The 18,642-nt window shown below is 28.6% G+C and carries 15 protein-coding genes and 8 tRNA genes; 21 read left to right on the top strand and 2 right to left on the bottom strand.

Features of this window, described 5'->3' with window-relative positions; translation table 4 throughout:
- The first annotated feature begins 172 nt into the window (after positions 1 to 172).
- The 14 genes from ACT1UH_RS02000 to ACT1UH_RS01935 all read left to right on the top strand — a co-directional run bounded on the left by ACT1UH_RS02000 (position 173) and on the right by ACT1UH_RS01935 (position 7,242).
- Positions 173 to 970 carry a tRNA1(Val) (adenine(37)-N6)-methyltransferase gene (locus ACT1UH_RS02000; protein WP_444704791.1) on the top strand — a complete coding sequence of 266 codons (798 nt, stop codon included), beginning with the start codon at positions 173 to 175 and terminating at the stop codon, positions 968 to 970.
- The gene (gene metG, locus ACT1UH_RS01995; protein WP_444704790.1) at positions 963 to 2,528 is read left to right on the top strand and encodes a methionine--tRNA ligase; all 1,566 of its coding nucleotides are present in this window, start codon (positions 963 to 965) and stop codon (positions 2,526 to 2,528) included. The genes ACT1UH_RS02000 and metG overlap by 8 nt, the downstream gene beginning before the upstream one ends.
- A gap of 103 nt (positions 2,529 to 2,631) precedes the next feature.
- Positions 2,632 to 3,642: a hypothetical protein gene (locus ACT1UH_RS01990; RefSeq protein WP_444704789.1), complete on the top strand. Its 1,011-nt coding sequence runs from the start codon at positions 2,632 to 2,634 to the stop codon at positions 3,640 to 3,642.
- A gap of 110 nt (positions 3,643 to 3,752) precedes the next feature.
- A complete protein-coding gene (gene obgE, locus ACT1UH_RS01985) occupies positions 3,753 to 5,024 on the top strand; it encodes a GTPase ObgE (RefSeq protein ID WP_444704788.1) in 1,272 nt (423 codons plus the stop codon).
- A 65-nt stretch (positions 5,025 to 5,089) separates the two neighbouring features.
- A tRNA-Pro gene (locus tag ACT1UH_RS01980) sits at positions 5,090 to 5,166 on the top strand.
- Between the two features lie 5 nt (positions 5,167 to 5,171).
- Positions 5,172 to 5,248: transfer RNA gene (locus tag ACT1UH_RS01975), tRNA-Ala, on the top strand.
- 4 nt (positions 5,249 to 5,252) lie between these two features.
- Positions 5,253 to 5,329, top strand: a tRNA-Met gene (locus tag ACT1UH_RS01970).
- Positions 5,330 to 5,356: 27 nt separating this feature from the next.
- Positions 5,357 to 5,432, top strand: a tRNA-Ile gene (locus ACT1UH_RS01965).
- 1 nt (position 5,433) lies between these two features.
- Positions 5,434 to 5,524 (top strand) — tRNA-Ser (locus ACT1UH_RS01960).
- 6 nt (positions 5,525 to 5,530) lie between these two features.
- A tRNA-Met gene (locus tag ACT1UH_RS01955) sits at positions 5,531 to 5,606 on the top strand.
- A 1-nt stretch (position 5,607) separates the two neighbouring features.
- A tRNA-Asp gene (locus ACT1UH_RS01950) sits at positions 5,608 to 5,684 on the top strand.
- Position 5,685: 1 nt separating this feature from the next.
- Positions 5,686 to 5,761 (top strand) — tRNA-Phe (locus ACT1UH_RS01945).
- A 182-nt stretch (positions 5,762 to 5,943) separates the two neighbouring features.
- Positions 5,944 to 6,747, top strand: a complete 804-nt coding sequence (locus ACT1UH_RS01940; RefSeq protein WP_444704787.1) for a SemiSWEET family transporter — start codon at positions 5,944 to 5,946, stop codon at positions 6,745 to 6,747.
- A 234-nt stretch (positions 6,748 to 6,981) separates the two neighbouring features.
- Positions 6,982 to 7,242 carry a hypothetical protein gene (locus ACT1UH_RS01935; protein ID WP_438340326.1) on the top strand — a complete coding sequence of 87 codons (261 nt, stop codon included), beginning with the start codon at positions 6,982 to 6,984 and terminating at the stop codon, positions 7,240 to 7,242.
- A gap of 392 nt (positions 7,243 to 7,634) precedes the next feature.
- Here ACT1UH_RS01935 and ACT1UH_RS01930 read toward each other — a convergent pair whose 3' ends face one another.
- Complete coding sequence (locus tag ACT1UH_RS01930; protein ID WP_444704786.1) at positions 7,635 to 10,229, bottom strand: hypothetical protein; 2,595 nt, start codon at positions 10,227 to 10,229, stop codon at positions 7,635 to 7,637.
- An 898-nt stretch (positions 10,230 to 11,127) separates the two neighbouring features.
- Entirely contained in the window at positions 11,128 to 11,475 is a 348-nt protein-coding gene (locus tag ACT1UH_RS01925; protein ID WP_438340324.1) for a YigZ family protein, read from the bottom strand.
- A 35-nt stretch (positions 11,476 to 11,510) separates the two neighbouring features.
- On the opposite strand from ACT1UH_RS01925, the gene ACT1UH_RS01920 reads away from it, so the two are divergent.
- From ACT1UH_RS01920 to fusA, 7 genes are all read left to right on the top strand, one after another.
- A complete protein-coding gene (locus ACT1UH_RS01920; RefSeq protein ID WP_438340323.1) occupies positions 11,511 to 12,407 on the top strand; it encodes an RluA family pseudouridine synthase in 897 nt (298 codons plus the stop codon).
- 67 nt (positions 12,408 to 12,474) lie between these two features.
- Positions 12,475 to 13,431 carry a hypothetical protein gene (locus ACT1UH_RS01915; protein ID WP_444704785.1) on the top strand — a complete coding sequence of 319 codons (957 nt, stop codon included), beginning with the start codon at positions 12,475 to 12,477 and terminating at the stop codon, positions 13,429 to 13,431.
- A gap of 14 nt (positions 13,432 to 13,445) precedes the next feature.
- Complete coding sequence (locus ACT1UH_RS01910) at positions 13,446 to 14,621, top strand: hypothetical protein (RefSeq protein ID WP_444704784.1); 1,176 nt, start codon at positions 13,446 to 13,448, stop codon at positions 14,619 to 14,621.
- Between the two features lie 12 nt (positions 14,622 to 14,633).
- Complete coding sequence (locus tag ACT1UH_RS01905; RefSeq protein WP_444704783.1) at positions 14,634 to 15,212, top strand: hypothetical protein; 579 nt, start codon at positions 14,634 to 14,636, stop codon at positions 15,210 to 15,212.
- A gap of 150 nt (positions 15,213 to 15,362) precedes the next feature.
- Positions 15,363 to 15,779: a 30S ribosomal protein S12 gene (gene rpsL, locus ACT1UH_RS01900; protein WP_438340319.1), complete on the top strand. Its 417-nt coding sequence runs from the start codon at positions 15,363 to 15,365 to the stop codon at positions 15,777 to 15,779.
- A gap of 28 nt (positions 15,780 to 15,807) precedes the next feature.
- Entirely contained in the window at positions 15,808 to 16,278 is a 471-nt protein-coding gene (rpsG, locus tag ACT1UH_RS01895) for a 30S ribosomal protein S7 (RefSeq protein ID WP_438340318.1), read from the top strand.
- A gap of 44 nt (positions 16,279 to 16,322) precedes the next feature.
- Entirely contained in the window at positions 16,323 to 18,416 is a 2,094-nt protein-coding gene (gene fusA, locus ACT1UH_RS01890) for an elongation factor G (RefSeq protein WP_444704782.1), read from the top strand.
- Positions 18,417 to 18,642: the final 226 nt, after the last annotated feature.

The following is an 18,642-nucleotide window of genomic DNA, read 5'->3' as shown; positions in this document are numbered from 1 at the left end:
TTTTTAGTTTGCTTAAGGAAAATATTCATTTTTGGGATAACTAGTTTGTTGTTATTTATCATTATGTATAAGGCGTTTATAAATTATAAGGTTTTAAACATTTTATTAAAACGAAAAGATTAATCTAACTTAATGCAGTATCAAAAAAAATATTAATTTATAATTAGTTATTATGAAAAAAATCGGTGTTTTTAAAAATAACTTAGGATATGGTAATGACCTCTTTGTTTATCAAGATAAGGAGATGTTTAATTATTCTGTTGATACAATTTTATTAGGTAATTTCGTTTCAATTAATCGCAATGTATCGAATATGCTTGAGGTTGGTACAAATAATGGAGCCTTATCAATCTTTATGGCTGCCAGATCCAAGAAAATAAAAATTGACGCAGTTGAAATTCAACCTAAAGCAGTTTTGTTGGCTAAGCAAAATGTATGTTTAAATAATTTGGAAGACCAAATAAAAATTTTTGAAGCTGATTTTAAAGAATATGCAAAAGATTATGCTTTTAAATGTGGGAATAATCTTGCTAAGAAATACTCTTCAATTGTTGCTAACCCACCCTACTACAATGAAAACTATAATCAAGTTAGAAAAACTGGTACATATGCGCAAAAACTGGCTACACATGAAATTAATTTAGATTTAGAAACACTTATTTCTTTATCTTCTAAAATAATTGAGCAAAAAGGTTATTTTAGTGTTGTGCTTCCAATTGCTAGATATATTGATTTAATATCATTATTGCGCAAATATAATTTTGAACCAAAAAGAGTGCAACTAGTTTTCACTAGAATCAATTCTCAACCTAAATTTTGTTTAGTTGAATCACGATTTAACTCGGGTTGAGGCACGTATTTTGAACCAAATATTTATCTTCATAATGATGATAAAAACGACCATTCATATCGCCTAGAAACGCAAAAACTTTATATCCCAATGAAACAAAAAGGAGAAAAACATGAATAATTCAAAAAAAACATTTTATATAACTACTCCAATATATTATCCTAGCGGAAATTTACATATTGGTCATGTCTTAACAACGACACTGGCATGAGTTTTTGCAAATTATAAAAAAACTCAAGGATACGAAACTTTATTTGTGACCGGTATTGATGAACATGGTCAAAAAATTCAAAAAAAAGCTGAGGAATATAATTTGTCCCCTCAAGAATATGTTGATATTCAATCTCGGAAATTTATTGATTTATGAGATTTATTGAAAATTAACTATGATTTCTACAGTCGTACTACAAGTAAACAACATGAACAAGCAATTATTAAAATTTTCGAAAAAATGTACGAAAAGGGATTTATTTTTAAAGATAAGTATGTAGGTCTTTATTCGGTTAGCGATGAAGAATTTTTTACTAAAACACAAGCTATCTATAAAGATGGAAGATATTACCACCCGACATCAGGTCATAAGCTTCAAGAAATTAAAGAAGAAAGCTATTTCTTTGATATGAAAAAGTTGGAACCTTGAATAAATGAATTTTTTGATATAAATTCTAACTTTTTAACTAATAAAAATATTGCCAAGGAGCTAAAGAGTAATTTTCTTTCCAAAGGAATTGAAGATCTATCAATTACTCGGGTTTCCTTTGATTGGGGAATCAATGTACCTAAACAAAAAAATAATGATGAAAAGCAACATGTTATTTATGTTTGATTAGATGCATTATTCAGCTATTTAACTGCTTTGGGATATGAAACAAATAACGATGATAATTATCATAAATTTTGGCGTAATGGTAATGAACGTGTTCACGTTTTAGCGAAGGAAATTTCGCGTTTTCACTCAATTTACTGACCAATATTTTTAAAATCACTTGATATCAATCTACCGACAAAAGAAGTTGTTCATTCATGAATTATTACTCCCGAGGGTAAAATGTCAAAATCAAAAGGAAACATTGTGGAACCAATTCCCTTAATTAACAAATACGGAGCTGAGGAAATTAAATATTTCTTTTGTTCGCAGGTTAATATCGATAATGACTTTTCTTTTAGTGAAGAACTTTTAATTAACGTGCTAAATGCTGATTTGGCAAATAATTTTGGTAATCTTGTTAATCGCACTATCAAAATGGTTAATCAAAACTTTGCAAATGGCACATACTTTGATAAGAATAATTTGCTTGAAATCGATCAAAAAATATTAGACTCATTAAGTGTTTATTATGAGGAATATAAAAAAGAATTTGATCAATTTCATGCTGATAAGGCAATTAAAAATGCTATTAATTTGTCTTCAAAATTAAATGAATATATAGATTTAACAAAACCATGATTGTTGAAGGAAGATTTAGAGAGACTTAATTGCGTTTTAAATACCTTGCTTAACGGGATTTATAGCATAGCCTTAATGTTATCTGTTGTCATGCCTCAAAAGATGGAAAAAATATTTAGTTTTATTAAGATAGATTTGATTAATTACGAACAAATAACTAATTTTGCCAAATTTGATAATTTGTACCCTGAGGCTAACGAAATCTTATTTGCAAGAGTTATTAAGAAATAAGACCATTTTTCATTTATAATATAATTGAAATTATGGAATATCTATAAAAAGCAAAAAAGATTCTTTTTTATCAAAATAAGGAATTTAACAATAAGGAGAACAAGTGAAAAAATCAAATAAATTGCTATTAGCATTGACATCTATTTCGTTACCAGTTATTACAGGAGCTGTGTTGGTTTCGTGTTCAAATCCATCTAACCCGGGGCCTAAAAAACCAGAAAAACCAGCTGAACCAAGCAATCCGCATAGTCCCGGCAAACCTGGCGATCAAGGCAACCCTGAAAATAAGCCAAAAGAAAAACAACCTGATAAGCATGAGACACCAGATCAAGGAAAAGATACTACTCCTCCAATAGTGAATCCCCAAAAACCCGGCGAAGGAAAGCAAGAAGATCAGTCAAGTAAAAATCCTCAACAAGATAATCCAAAACATGACAATAAAAAAGAAGAAAAAAATCCCCAAACACCTGAACAAAAACCTGAACAAACACCCCTCCCAAATGATCCTATGGATAAACATGATGATAAACCAAAAAAGGATGATGATACTATACCAAATGATAAAAATGGCATTATAAAAAAATTTGAAGAGTTACTTGCCTATTATGAACAAAAATGAAATGATGTTAATAAAAAGATTGATGATTTACAATCTAAACTTAATGGAGATGAAATAAATAAACTAACCAGACAACAAGTAATTCAAGATAACACAGAACTTTCCTTCCGGATTAATTTAGCTAACGAAATAAATCAAAAAATTAATAGTAGATTTTCGGAACTTAAAGAAGAAAAAAGTATGCATAATGATGTTGATGAAGAACTTCTTAGAAAAATAAAGGAACTTATAACGGAATTTTCAGAAAAAAAAGGTGATAAGTTAATTGAAGAATTTTCACAAAAAGCAAGAGCCAAAGCAGAAGAAACATGATCTAAGAAACTTGAAAAGCAGGAAGAATTACATAAAAATCTAACTGAGCTTCTAGAAAAAATAACGGATTCAGAAGCAAAAGAAGATTGGAAGAAAAATATCGAAGATCTTTATAAAAAATTGTCACTAACAGATGCATTATTGCAACAATTAAATAAAACCATTGAATCACAAAAAAAGTAAATTAAATAATAGAAAAGCAACCTTGTCAATTTTAAAAAGGTTGCTTTTAAACTATTTAATAATTACTCATAATGGCTAAATTTATCTAAATTTTTGATAAAATAAAACACATGAAATTTATAGATGAAGTTGATATTTTGGTTATTGCCGGAAAAGGCGGTGATGGGATCATTAGTTTTCGTCGTGAGGCTAATGTTGATAAAGGCGGTCCGGACGGCGGCGATGGAGGAAATGGAGGTTCAATATATTTTCAGGGTGATCCTGGGCAAAATACATTATTGCCATTTTACTACCAAAAAAAGATTGTTGCTAATGATGGGGAAAACGGCAAACCTAAAAATGCTTTTGGCAGAGGCGCTGATGATTTAATTGTTAAGGTGCCATTGGGCACTATGGTTTATAATGATGGCAAGTTAGTTGCTGATATTGTTACAGAAGAAAAATATCTGATTGCTAAAGGCGGTAAAGGTGGTAAGGGCAATTTAAGATTTAAATCATCAAGAAATACTGCTCCAAGAATTTGCGAAAACGGGACATTAGGCGAAAGATTTAATTTGCATCTAACATTAAAAGTTTTAGCTGATGTGGGCTTTGTTGGAAAACCAAGCGCAGGGAAAAGCACAATCTTATCTCAAATTTCTAATGCTAAACCCAAAATAGCCGATTATGATTTTACAACACTTGTTCCACAATTGGGTTTAGTTAAATTTTATGAAAATACTTTTGTAGTGGCAGATTTGCCTGGATTGATAGAAAAAGCTTCGGAGGGCAAAGGCCTTGGGATTCAATTTTTAAAGCATATTGAGCGTTGTAGGGTTATATGCCACATTATTGATTTTGGTGATTCAAATAAAAACCCAATTTTGGATTATGAAATTATTAATAATGAACTAAGATCTTATAATCTTAGACTTGAAAAATTACCACAGATTGTTGTAGCTAACAAATCTGATCTCGAATCATATCAAACTCATTTAGAAAAATTTAAAAGTAAGTACCCTAATATTAAATTAATAGAAAATTCATCATTGCTTGACTCGCATATAGAAGAAATAAAAAAGGTGTTATGAGAAACTCTACAAGAAGCTAAAATTAATATTGTTAATGAATTAAAAGAATCTGAAGAAGTTGTTGTTATTTCGCTAGATAAAAAGAAAATAGAAATTATCAAACTGTCTGATGATACTTATGAAATTGTTGGCAGTGATATTTATAAGGTTTATGAAAAAATTCCTGTTATTTCTATTGATAATTTATGAAGATTTAATTACAAATTAAAATCATTAGGTGTATTTGATTTAATTAAAAATTCCGATATTAAAGATGGTGATACTATTAAAATTAAGGATTATGAGTTTATTTGAAACAACGAAGATTTTTAAAAAAATTAATAACTAACATAAAAAATAATATATAATAATAAAGCATTTAGCAAAAATTTCTGTGTGGAGAAGTAGCTCAGCTTGGTAGAGCACTTGACTTGGGCTCAAGCGGTCGCAGGTTCGAATCCTGTCTTCTTCACCATTTATGGGGGGGTAGCTCACCTGGCCAGAGCGCCTGCCTTGCACGCAGGAGGTAGAGGGTTCGAGTCCCTTCCTCTCCACCATTATGGCACTGTAGCTCAGTTGGTTAGAGCGTCCGGTTCATACCCGGAAGGTCAAGAGTTCGACTCTCTTCGGTGCTACCAAATGTAAAACCCAATAGTGAAATTTTAGGACCCATAGCTCAATGGTTAGAGCAACCGGCTCATAACCGGTCGGTTACAGGTTCGAGTCCTGTTGGGTCCACCATGGGCAATTACCCAAGAGGCTGAAGGGAGCAGTCTTGAAAACTGCCAGGGGCTTCACGGCCCGCGGGGGTTCAAATCCCTCATTGCCCGCCATAATATAGCGGAGTAGAGCAGGCGGCAGCTCGTTGGGCTCATAACCCAAAGGTCATTGGTTCGATTCCAATCTCCGCAACCACGGTCCAGTGGTAAAGTGGTTTAATACGCTTCCCTGTCACGGAAGAGATCGCGGGTTCAATTCCCGTCTGGACCGCCATGGCTCTGTAGCTCAGTTGGTAGAGCAACGGACTGAAGCTCCGTGTGTCGCTGGTTCGATTCCTGCCGGAGCCACCATTTCAGAAATGACTTAACACCAAATTGGTGTTTTTTTTTTTTTTTGAACGTTCTAATTTTACATAGCAAAATTTAGATGATTTTTATAATAATTTTTAATAATATGTTTTTGCTATAAAAAAATATTAAAAACTAGGCAATATTATGTTTATAAATTAGTATTAATGTATAATTTTTTAGTTATGACAGCATTAGAAATATCTATTCAGTTTTTTGGAGCATTAGGAGCGATAGCGACAATTCTTTTAGGTGTTCCTCAACTAGTTAGGGTTGTTAAAACCAAAAAAGCTGAAAACATAAATTATTATTCATTTTGAATTTTTTATATTGGAATTATTATTTGGTTAATTTATGGTGTATTTACAGGTGATGAAAACGGTTGATACATTTTTTTAGCAAACTTAATTTGTTCTTTTATATATGCTTTTACAATGTATTTTTTATATCACTATAATAAAGCAATTACCAAAAATCAAAAAAAATTTGCAACGGCAGCTATAGTTTTAGTAGAATTATTTGCAACTTCGATATTCGCTGTATTTATAGTATTAGTATTTCAAAAGATTAATGCTGGTTATTTTTATCCAATTGTTGGGAATAGAATTGCGGTATTTGATAAAGTTACGTCGCTTATTATTGGTTTAATTACGCCTGCGGGAACAACCTTAGCTTTTATGCCTCAATTAATAAAAGGATTAAAAACAAGAAACTTTAAATCAATAAGTCCTTGAATGCTATTTATTTTTATTTTAAATAACTTATGATGAATTATTTTCTTTATTTTGAGTATTGTAGATAAAAATATCAAAGGTGAGGAAGCTGCCTTGAATGGTTTAATCGGGGCTCTTGTATGGCAAATTGTATCATTAATTGTTTATACAGTGCAATTTTCATTTGTTATATCATATGAAGTGAAAATGAAAAAGTGCGAGGTTTTGCATAAAAGAACTATGATGATACAGGACGATGTAATGGAACAAAAATAAGATTCTATATTTTTAGAGGCCTTGACTTGAAATATATCGAAGTCTCTTTTTTATTTTTTTTATAAAAAACCTGTTTTAATTTAATAGTGGACAATACAAAAAAATTAAACAAAGCTTCAAAAACTATTTATTGTTTGTATGCTACTTCTAAAATATGTGCATGATGAACTGGCCAAAAAATAGTTTTTCATTTAAAAAACATATATAATTATTTTAAGATTGAAAGGAAAAAATATGGGTCATAAAATTGGTTGGGTAATATGTTTGATAATAAGCTTCCCAATACTTGTTGTTTCTTCAATAATTGCTTCTATTACATTTAGTAATGAAGCATTATTATCAAATGCTACTACACCGCTTGGAAAACTAGTGTTTAAACTAAACGGCTTTTTGAAACTTGGTGATATAAGAATTATATCTTATGTTGGTATAGCGATAGCTGCGATATTTGGTATATTGTCACTAATATCATTAATAAGATTGATAAAAAAATAATGTGGTAGTGTAGATAATTTTGTGTAAATTTATCTCTGGCTTATTTTTAGTAAGAGATTTGAGAATAGCAACCACACAAATCTAAATTTATTATACAAAAACAACCAAGCAACATTATGTTGTTTGGTTGTTTTAATTATTTATTTTTTTCAAAAATAATTTGTAATCGATTAAAAACAGGCCCCCAATTAGGAACAAACTTTATTTCATTTTCTAACTGATTTTGGGTTGTGAAATAAACTCTTATTAAAGAGCTATCAAAAAGAAATAAGTTTTTTAAAAAAATTGCACAAAATTATTTATGGTAACACTTTTTTGTTTTTTATTAGCTAAAAATTGTCAACAAAAAAGTCTAAAACCTCATAAGAGATTCAAGACTTTCTTATTTTGACCTAATTTTTGTTTATTTCTTTTCTTTTTTGAATCTTATGACGTTTAACTGCATATCAAGTCCCAACACTTGCGCCAGCTAATGCTAGTATTACCACAAGAGGCCCTACAATCGCAGCTACATTTATCTTTGATTTGCCTTCTTTTTTAGATTTTGTTTCTTGCTCAGTAATTGCTTTTTGAATCTTCAATTTAATAATTCTTAATTCTTTTATATTTTGGGCGTTTTCTATCAATTTTTCTAACTCTTTTTTTGTATTTGAATTTGTTAGCTTGTTTAGTTCTTCTTTTGTAGAATTAAGTTCCATATTAAATTCTTGTGTTGCTTTAGCTGCAATATCTTTTATTTTATTAGTATTTTCTTTGTTGTTGCTTAATTCCCTACCTAGTTGTTTTTTTAATTCAGAACCTTCTAGTCTGTCAATAGCATCATTCGCCTCTTTTTTTATTTGGGCATTTTCTTGAAGTATTTTTTCTTGAGTTATTTCTTTTAATAGAATTTTTAGATTCTTTATATTATTTGCATTATTAATTTTTGTTTGATAATCCTTTTTATCTAACAATTTGTTAAACGTATCTAATATTTTTTGCTTTTCTATGTTATAAATTTCTTCTGCTTTTTCTGCTACATTAGTAAGTTTAACAACATCATTTTTTGCATTAGCGAACAACGTTTTAAATTCTTCAAATCTTTCTGAACCTTCAGTTTGATCAACAGCTTTTTGCGCTCTTTTTATTAATTTGTTTAAATCTTGTTCTTTTATTTGATTTAATAGCGCTTCATTTAATTTATTTAATTTTTGAATATTATCAGCTTCTTCTAGCGCTTGTTCGAATCCTGTTTTATCATCTAAACTTTTTAGATTTTTTTCAACTTCATTTCTTTTTAATTTGTATTCAGCATTTATTTTATCCGCTAACTTAGTTAGTTTGATAATATCATCTTGCGCTTCACTATGTTGTTTTTTATATTCTTCATAATTCACTGAACCTTCAATTTTTTTCAGTGCTTTTGTAGCTTCTTCCCTTGCTTTTGTTAAATCTTCTACATTCTTAATTTTTTGTGCCTCTACTATTAATTTTTGTAGATCTTCAATGTTTTTTGCTTTTTTTAATTCTTCAAGTTTTTTAGTTCTTAGGTCTACTGAGTTGATGCTATTTATAAGCAATTTTGTTTTGTTGTTTTCATCAGAAAACAAATTAGTTGATTTATCATTAAGATCATTAAATTGTTCAATAGTAATCCTTTGGTTTTCTATTTGACTTGATAATTTAGTATTAAGTTCATCTTTTTCTTTTTTAATATCAATATTAATTTTAGTATGGTTACGGCCAAAATCTTTTCATTTTTTATCAAAAGCTTCTATTGCAACTTTTCTTTGTTCAATTTGCTGCTCATTTTTTTCTTTTATGGTACTAAATGTTCTCATAAAATCATCATACATGCTAGAACCCTTTGTTTTTTCAATTAATATCATTACATCGTTTTGATATTCCTGTATTTTTTTAGCCATAATATCAGCATAAAGTTCTCTTAAAATTCCTACATTACGTGCTTTATTAATTTTTTCTTTAATATTAGGGTCTTTGTTTCTTAAATCTTCAAATGTCATATCGACTTTTTGTTTTTCACTAAGATAAATATTGTTAGCGGAATTTTTAAGATTTTCCAAAAATTCCATTGTGCTAGAATTCGAAACTAATTTAACTAATGGTTTAATTTTTTCATCGTATTCGATAGAACCGTATGATTTTTGTGCGGAAATTAATGCATCATACATTAACTTATCATGTGAAAATTCTGATTCAACTTCTTTTATGATTTCTTCAATAATACTATCATTCGCTTCTTTTTTAATTTTTTCGAGAATTGGCAATGAATCTTTTAAGGTATTTAAATAAGCAGGATCTGCAGAATTAATGCCACTTTGCACCTTAAATAGATCTTTTATCAAATTTTTAATATTTGAATTTTCTTTGTGTTTAATCAATAAATTAATGGCTTCAAAATGAGCAATAATAGTTTGGACTATATAAATATCACTAATTTTTGATGAAAATTTTCCGGAAGTTACATTTGATCTTAAATCATCTGCAACCTTATAAACACTATCAATGTTTAATTTTTTGTATTCATTAAGTAAGAAAACATTATAGTCAAAATTAACATCTGATCATAATTTAATAAAGGTTGCCCAATGTAAAAGGTTATGGTCATAAAAAAAGTATTCATTGTTAAAATTATCAAAAACACCATCAGGAAAAATCTTAAATTCCATTAATTTTTCTTTATATGGAAGTATGTCTAATTTCTCACCTTGAAAATTAATTAATTTTTTTAGTACTCTATATGCAAATAACATTTTGTAATGAGTTTTAAAAGCTTCAGTCTTTCAGTAAATGTTATAACTTTCAACATCATTATAGTCATCATTTGTGGGTATCGATATTGCCTCAGTTGCATAAACGCTAACATTATTGCTAGAATTTTTTTCCTCTTTATCGATATTGTTGGCCATATTGTTTTGAGCACTAATTACTAATGGTGTTGCAGCTATTATAACTGCACTTAACAATGGGCTTAACTTAAACTTCATATTACTCCTTTTAATGAAAAAATTTACTATAAATCAATTTATTATTATGCTATTTTAGGTATAAAATATATCTTATTATTATATTAATAAAAATGCCAGATTAATAGAACAAAAAAATAGTTTTATTTCAAGAAAAAATAGGCAAATTAGTGTTTATAGTTTTTTAATAATCGCTAAATCTAAATAGATAAAAAATTATATAAAATTATTACTTTTTATTTATAAATAATTCATAATTTTTGAACATTGGGTGAAAATAGCATTTTTTGAAACTATTGTTATTTTAGTTGAGTTCTAAGTTTTTTAACACAAAATAAAATTAAAATCTAAGGTTACAAAATAAATTAGAATTCAAAATTAAGAAAAATTTTATACTATTTTTTTAAAAGGGGATTTTTTATCTTTCTCATTGTTTCTTGGATTTGCAATTTTGGTTTTTTCTATACTAGCTTGTTAGTTATTTTTTTAGGATCCTAAGTTGGAGTTTTGTTTTAATTTATTAAATAATTTTAATTCAAAGGATTGCCTTAAAAGGTTCAAAAGAATTAGAAAAAGTATATTTGGGTTTTTCTTAGTTTTTATAATTGCTTTTTACTTTCTTTCATGTTACATTGATTTGTTTTGTTTAATATCTTAAAGATAGAATAGGTTATAACCATTGATAGTTTGGTAACTATAAAAAAACACTAATAAAACTAGTTATTATACAAGGATATGATTGATGTTAATTTTAAAAAGACATATAGTTTCAACTAAATCTAAAAATAAATTCCTTAAATTTTTACTCCATTATTTTTGCTAAATTTCAATCTAGTGTAATGATAGAGCTTTTAAATATTAAAAATATTTAAAACATTAATTCTAAAAAACGAGACTTATATTTGAATTTGAATCTTAGTTATTCATTAAAAAGTAGTTTGGCTGCTTGCAAGTAAGCTCTTAATAGATTACTTCTTCCTAATTCAATACCACCGAAATAACGAATAACAACTAATAATTTATTTTTTAAATTTTTACTATTTAAATAGCTATAAAGAGGAATCCCAGCCACACCTTTTGGTTCATGGTCATCAGTATATCCATTGATAATAACATCATTGTCTTTTATAATATAAGCATAAACAATGTGCTTTGCTTTTTTATGTTCTTTTCAAAGAGATTCAATATTTTTTCTTACATCTTCTTTTGAATTGATATTAAATAAAATGGGGATAAATTTTGATTTTTTGATTTCCAAAAACTTCATGCTATTATTATAACATTTGTTATAATTTAAAAATTATGTTGAAACTTGTTGCAAACTATTCTGAAAGAATTGATAAATATATAGCAAATAATTCTTCAATAACTAGAAATGATATTCAAGAATTAATTAAAGAGGGGGCTGTTTTTGTTAATGGAATTAAAATTAATAAAAATAAATTTGTTATCAAAAACAATGATGAAATAGAAATTGTTAGAGTCATCGATAAACAAATAAAGATTGAGGAACAAGAAATCAGCCTTGACATTGTATATGAAAATGAAGATTATTTGGTTATAAATAAACCTTCGGGTTTAGTAGTTCATCCGGCCCCCGGCCACAGGAATAATACTTTGGTCAACGGCTTAATGTACCACTTTAAAAATAATTTAAGTAATGTTAATGGGCTTTTAAGACTTGGCATAGTTCATAGGATAGATAAAGATACTAGCGGGCTATTAATTATTGCTAAAAATAATTCAACCCACAATTATTTTGCTTCTTTGCTTAAAGAACATAAGATTAACAGGACATATATTGCTATAGTTGATGGAAGAATAGCTAACAAAAAAATGCATATTAATTTGCCCATTGGAAGAGATATAAAAAATCGTCAAAAATTTGCTGTTAGCGATCAAAACTCGAAAAATGCATATACAATGATTGAATGTCTTGAATATTTGAAAATTGATAATAAAGATAAAACATTAGTAAAATGTAATTTAAAGACAGGACGAACTCATCAAATAAGAGTGCATTTAGGATATATTAAGCATCCAGTTTATGGGGACCCTGTTTATAATAAAAGAATTGATTCTTTTAATCAAAGGCTTCACGCTGCACAACTAGATTTTATTGATAATAAGGGAAGAAACATACATCTTGAGGCCCCTATTCCCGAACTAATGCAAAGAGAAATCGAGCAAGGTAGATAAAATTTAGTTATAATTCTAATATATTTTAAAATTAAGTAAACTCATTAAAACCAAAAAGGAGGTGTTTATGAAAAATATTGATATAAATAAATACAACTCAATTGATGAACTTTACAAACACAACAAAAAGGCAATTTTAGTAAAATCAATGTTATTTACAGCATTTTTAGTTGTGATGTTTTTATCATTGATGGCCATATTTATTGAGTATGCAGTTAGAAAACAAGTCTATTTATTGAATTATAAAGAAGCATTTTCAAATGCAAATCCTAGTTATGAGATATCTACCATTAATGCTTCAGTTGAAGATTTGTTTATAAGAAAATTTGCATTTTCTATCGTTGTGGCATTATTCTCTGGAGCTGTATTGATTTGACACATTGTTTCTTTAACACTTTCACTAAAAGAAAAAGATTTCACAAAATATTCGCCTTGGTTACTGACCTTATATAGTATGACTGTTATGATTATATTTATTAATTTATTTTTCTCAGCTGGTGGTATTTTTAGAATTAAACCATGGGATATAAACCAAATTTTAAATCTTATTGTTACAATCATATTTTTAATAGGATATTTCACAATATATTGGCCGTTTTCAAGAATTGTAAAATTATTTAGAATTGTAAGAATCAACAATGAACAAGGTAGAATAAATGAAATTTTTGGGCAAAAGTTTTCACAAACTAACCAACAAACTTATTCTACACAACCTTCTATATTTGATAATAATGAACAAAAAAACAATGATGAGATTATTGACGAAAAAAATAATAAATCATATAGCTCACAATTAGAAACATTAAGCGATGAAAAACTAATAATTATGGCGCAAAAATTAAATATATTTGGTGCTAGCGAATTAAAGCGTAAGCAATTAATTGAAAAAATCAGTGCCATATTTGAAAATAATAATAGTAATAACGAAAAAGCTAATATGAGTAACAATGAAAATAATAAAGAAAATGAATCTGATAATGCCAAAGAAATAAAAGATATTGAGAATAATAATGATTATGATTAATTTTAGGAGGTAAAATGAGTCAGCTGTTTTTACAAGGACAGAATTCAAAGGTTCCCAATAATTTTGAAAGTGTCGGTTCTAATCCTTTTCTAATTTATGGTTTAATATTGACACTTTTGGCAATAGTTAATTTATATTTAATAATTAAGTTTTTTATTAATTTTAAGCGTAGCATTAATAAAACAAAAGCAGTACTAGATGGTTTTTTGTTTAAAAAATATATACAAGGGTTAAATATAAAAAGTACCGCGTTTTATAATATAGTTACAATTTTAGTTATTCTAGCTATCCAAATTATTTTTTCATCTGTATCATTGTCAAAAGTATATTCATATATGGGAACTGCAACCCAGAAATTTAATTCAGGTCTGGTTACAGAAATGAAGTATCTAGAATATAAAGACACCATTGCCTCATATATTCCTTTATTTATAACATTTATTTCTTTTGCTATCGTTCTTTTGATTTCATTTGGTATCGCATTTGTTGTAATTTATTACATAAGTTTTAACTATCCTCAATATAAACATAAGAATGAGGCAGTGTATAATGAAATTATTTCTCTTAAGGAACTAAAAAAACAAGAATTAGCTAAATATCCTGAAAAAATTAATATAGAGTTTGATAAGTTAAAATCTTCTAATCTTTTATTATCTAATGTGTTATTAAGATGAATGAAATTTTATAATAATATGGATCAAATAAAATTCGAGAAACAATATAACTTATTTTTAAATCAATTATTTAAAGTAGAGTATTTTGTAGAAGTCCAAAACGAAATTAAAAGTAATGCTCAAAAAATTTCTGATATTGCGGAATTTGCTACACCAATTCACAATCAAGATTTATCAAAGATTGAGCAGGAAATTATTTGGATGGATAAAATGGACAAAAAAGCTAAAATTCTTAACGAAACTAAGGAATTAGCAGCAATGTCAAAAGCTGAATTTAATAAAAAATATGAGGAATATGTATACACGGCTCGTGCTAATGATCCTTTATATCAAAGCGCCACTAAAAATTCATGATTATTTTATCGTGATAATGAAGTTGAAGATTTATTCTTTAATCCACATTCTAATGTTTCATATTATTATGAAGATTCAAATATTATTTATGAAAAAGAACTTATTGATTTTATGCATGAATATAAACAATTTTTAATTTCAAAATTTTTAGCAACTAAATAATTTGCTTTTGCTATGGCTAAAAAAATAAAATTAGTACTAGGTTTTTTGCCAGTTATTACTATTGCACCCCTTGTTGCTTCATGTAGTCAAAATCTCGAAAAGTTAAAATATAATGTAATTAACTCGCTTAAGAATGATATTATAAATTTATTAGCAAATGTTGATGCATTATTTGGAAGTTCTAAGAATGAAGAAGTTATTAAATTAAAGGATGAAATTAGCAATCTTCTAAGGTCTCTAAAAGAAGAAAAGATAACTCATGAAAATAATATTGACGTTTTTATAAATAAAGCTAAACAAAAATTTAAAAACTTAGTACAGAAATTTGTGGATATGTACAATAATAATACTCGCCTTGTTTCTGAATTTTTTGAAGAACTAAGTAATTTTTCACAATGAACTCTAGATAATTTGATTAATGTTAAATACACGCCCTTGATTTTAAAAATTAAGAAATATTTGCAAGATCATGTATTTAGATATGATTGAAATATTAGCCAAATCACCAAAGAAATAAGCAAACTTAAGGCATTTGAACAACAAATAAAGAAAGAAAAAGAGCAAATTGATATTGTTACCAAGAAATTTTAGTAGCCTAATTATATCTGGCTGCTTTTTTATTAATAAAAAACATAAAAAAGTAAAAACACTGGTTTAGTTGTTGTATAATAATTTAGTATTTTTAAAATAAGAGTTAAAAATATCTGAAAATATGTAAAACAATGTTAAGAAAGGAAAAAAATGCCTACAGTTGCGCAATTAGTTAAACAAGGCCGTAAAGATAAGACAACTAAATCTAAAGCCCCTGCTTTATTAAAGATGTACAACTCTTTACAAAAAAAAGAAAAAGCAATTCCAGCCCCATTTAAACGTGGTGTATGTACTCGGGTTGCTACAATGACTCCTAAGAAACCTAACTCAGCTATTCGTAAATACGCCCGTGTTAGATTATCTAATGGACAAGAAGTTACTGCTTATATTCCTGGTGAAGGGCACAATTTACAAGAACACTCAGTTGTATTAATCCGTGGAGGTAAAGTTAAAGATTTACCTGGGGTTAGATATACTATCATCCGTGGTACTCAAGATGCCGCTGGGGTAAACAATAGAAAACAAGGTCGTTCTCTATATGGAACAAAAAAACCAAAAAGTAATTAATTAGAAAGTTAAATAGAAAGGAAAGAATATGTCAAGAAAGCATAAAGCACCTGTGAGAGATGTCTTAGCAGATCCAGTTTTTAACTCAAAAATTATTACCAAATTAATTAACACAATTATGCTAGATGGTAAAAAATCTGTTGCCGAGAATATTTTATACAGTGCCTTTGAAATTATTAAAAACAAAACTGGTAAAGAACCAATGGAAGTATTCAATTCTGCACTAGAAAATGTAAGTCCACAACTTGAAGTTCGTTCAAGAAGAGTTGGTGGTTCTAATTACCAAGTTCCATGTGAAGTTAGTGCTAAAAGAAAACAAACATTAGCACTAAGATGAATTATTCAATATGCCAGATTAAGAAATGACAAAACAATGGAAGAAAAGTTAGCACATGAAATCATTGATGCAGCAAATAAAATGGGTGGAGCTATCAAAAAGCGTGACGATACCCACAAGATGGCTGAATCAAACAAGGCATTTGCTCACTTTAGATGATAATTACCTATTTTTATTTAAATTATTTATTTTATTAGGAACAAAGTATGTCAAGAGAATATAAATTAGAAGATTATCGTAACATCGGAATTATGGCTCATATTGATGCAGGTAAAACTACAACTACAGAAAGAGTTTTATACCACACAGGAAAAATTCATAAAATCGGTGAAACACATGAAGGTGCTTCACAAATGGATTGAATGGTTCAAGAACAAGAACGTGGTATTACTATTACTTCCGCAGCTACAACTGCATATTGAAAGAATAAAAGATTAAACATTATTGACACCCCTGGACACGTTGATTTTACTATTGAAGTTGAGCGTTCGTTGCGTGTTTTAGATGGTGCTGTAGCTGTTCTAGATGCTCAATCAGGTGTTGAACCTCAAACAGAAACTGTTTGGAGACAAGCAACCAACTATAAAGTTCCAAGAATTGTTTATGTTAACAAAATGGATAAAATGGGTGCTAATTTCAAAGCATCTGTTGAGTCGCTAAGAAAGCTATTAGGTGCTAATGCACATGCTATCCAACTTAATATTGGTGAAGAATCACAATTTAATGGAATTATTGATTTAGTAACCATGAAAGCCTATGAATTTGATGGTGGTGTCGACGAAAATATGAAGGAAATCGAAATTCCTGATTATCTAAAGGACGAAGCAAATTTAATGCGTGCTTCTCTTGCCGAATCACTAGCAGATTTTGATGAAGAAATTACTGAATTAATCCTAACGGAACAAGAAGTTTCGGCTGAATTAATGAAAAAAGCTATTAGAAAGGCTACTTTAACTTCAACATATTTCCCAGTTGTTTGCGGGACTTCGTTTAAGAATAAAGGTGTTAAGTTAATGCTTGATGCTATTGTTGAATATTTACCTTCACCATTGGATATTACCGCAATGAAGGCATACAAAGGTGAACAAGAAATTTCAATTCCTGCTTCTGATAATGAATTTTTCTCAGCATTAGCATTTAAAGTTATGAATGACCCATTTGTTGGTAATTTAACCTTCTTTAGAGTATATAGTGGGGTTATCTCAAAAGGCTCATATGTAATAAATTCAACAAAAGGTGAAAAAGAAAGATTTAGTAGAATTTTATTAATGCATGCTAATTCAAGAACTGATATTGATGAGGTTAGAACTGGTGATATAGGTGCTGCTGTTGGGTTAAAATACACAACAACTGGTGACACACTTATCGATGAAAAACATAAAGAAATTGTTTTGGAAAATATGAATTTTCCTGAGCCAGTTATTTCGCAAGCAATTGAACCTAAAACAAAAGATGCTTCTGAGAAACTTTCATTAGCTCTACAACGTTTAGGAGCAGAAGATCCTACATTTAAATACTATACAGACGAAGAAACTGGGCAAACTATTATTGCTGGTATGGGTGAACTTCATTTAGACATTATTGTTGATAGACTAAAACGTGAGTTTAAGGTTGAAGTAAGTGTTGGGGCTCCACAAGTATCATATCGTGAAACAATTACTAAGTCAGCAGAAGTTGAAGGTATTCATAAGAAGCAATCTGGTGGTAAGGGACAATATGGACACGTGTGAATTAAATACGAACCAAACCCTGATGGTGGATTTGAATTTATTGATAAAATTGTCGGTGGTAAAATCCCTAAAGAGTACATTAAATCGATCGAAAAAGGTCTTAAAGAAAAAATGGAAATTGGTATTCTTGCCGGTTATCCAATGATCGATATTAAGGCAACTTTATTTGATGGTTCCTACCATGAAGTCGATTCATCAGAACTTGCTTATAAAATTGCTGCTTCAAAATCATTGACCAAGGGCCGTGAACAATTGGGGACTGTTTTATTAGAACCAATTATGGATGTTGCTGTTGTTGTGCCAGAAGATTTCTTTGGTGATGTTATGGGAGATATCTCTCGTAGAAGAGGTCAAGTTAGAGATAACGAAACTCGAAATGATGGAGCGCATGTTATTAAAGCATACATTCCATTAAACGAAATGTTTGGATATGCAACTCAATTAAGATCAATGACAACTGGACGTGGTACATATCAAATGTGATTTGATCATTATGAAAAATTACCTCGCAATTTAGCTGACGAAATTATTAAGAAACGTGGCGGAAAAGTTTCGGTTGACGAAGATTAATTTAAATAAATTTTAAAAATAATAAAAAGGTCTAGGGCAAAATTGCCTAGGCATTTTTATTATACTTGTATATTCTTAGTATATTTGCAAATTAACAAGCCTATCTTATTTGCAATATAAAATATGATAGGAATTAAAAATAAAAAAACACCTTAAATTAAGTAGTAAAATCTATTTTTATTATTTTAGACTAACTATTGTTAGTTTGGAGAAAATAGATAGTAGT

Origin of the sequence: Mycoplasma sp. 332 (assembly GCF_052378275.1) — a bacterium.
Lineage (GTDB): Bacteria > Bacillota_I > Bacilli_A > Mycoplasmatales > Metamycoplasmataceae > Metamycoplasma.
This window is presented reverse-complemented; position numbering and strand designations above follow the sequence as displayed.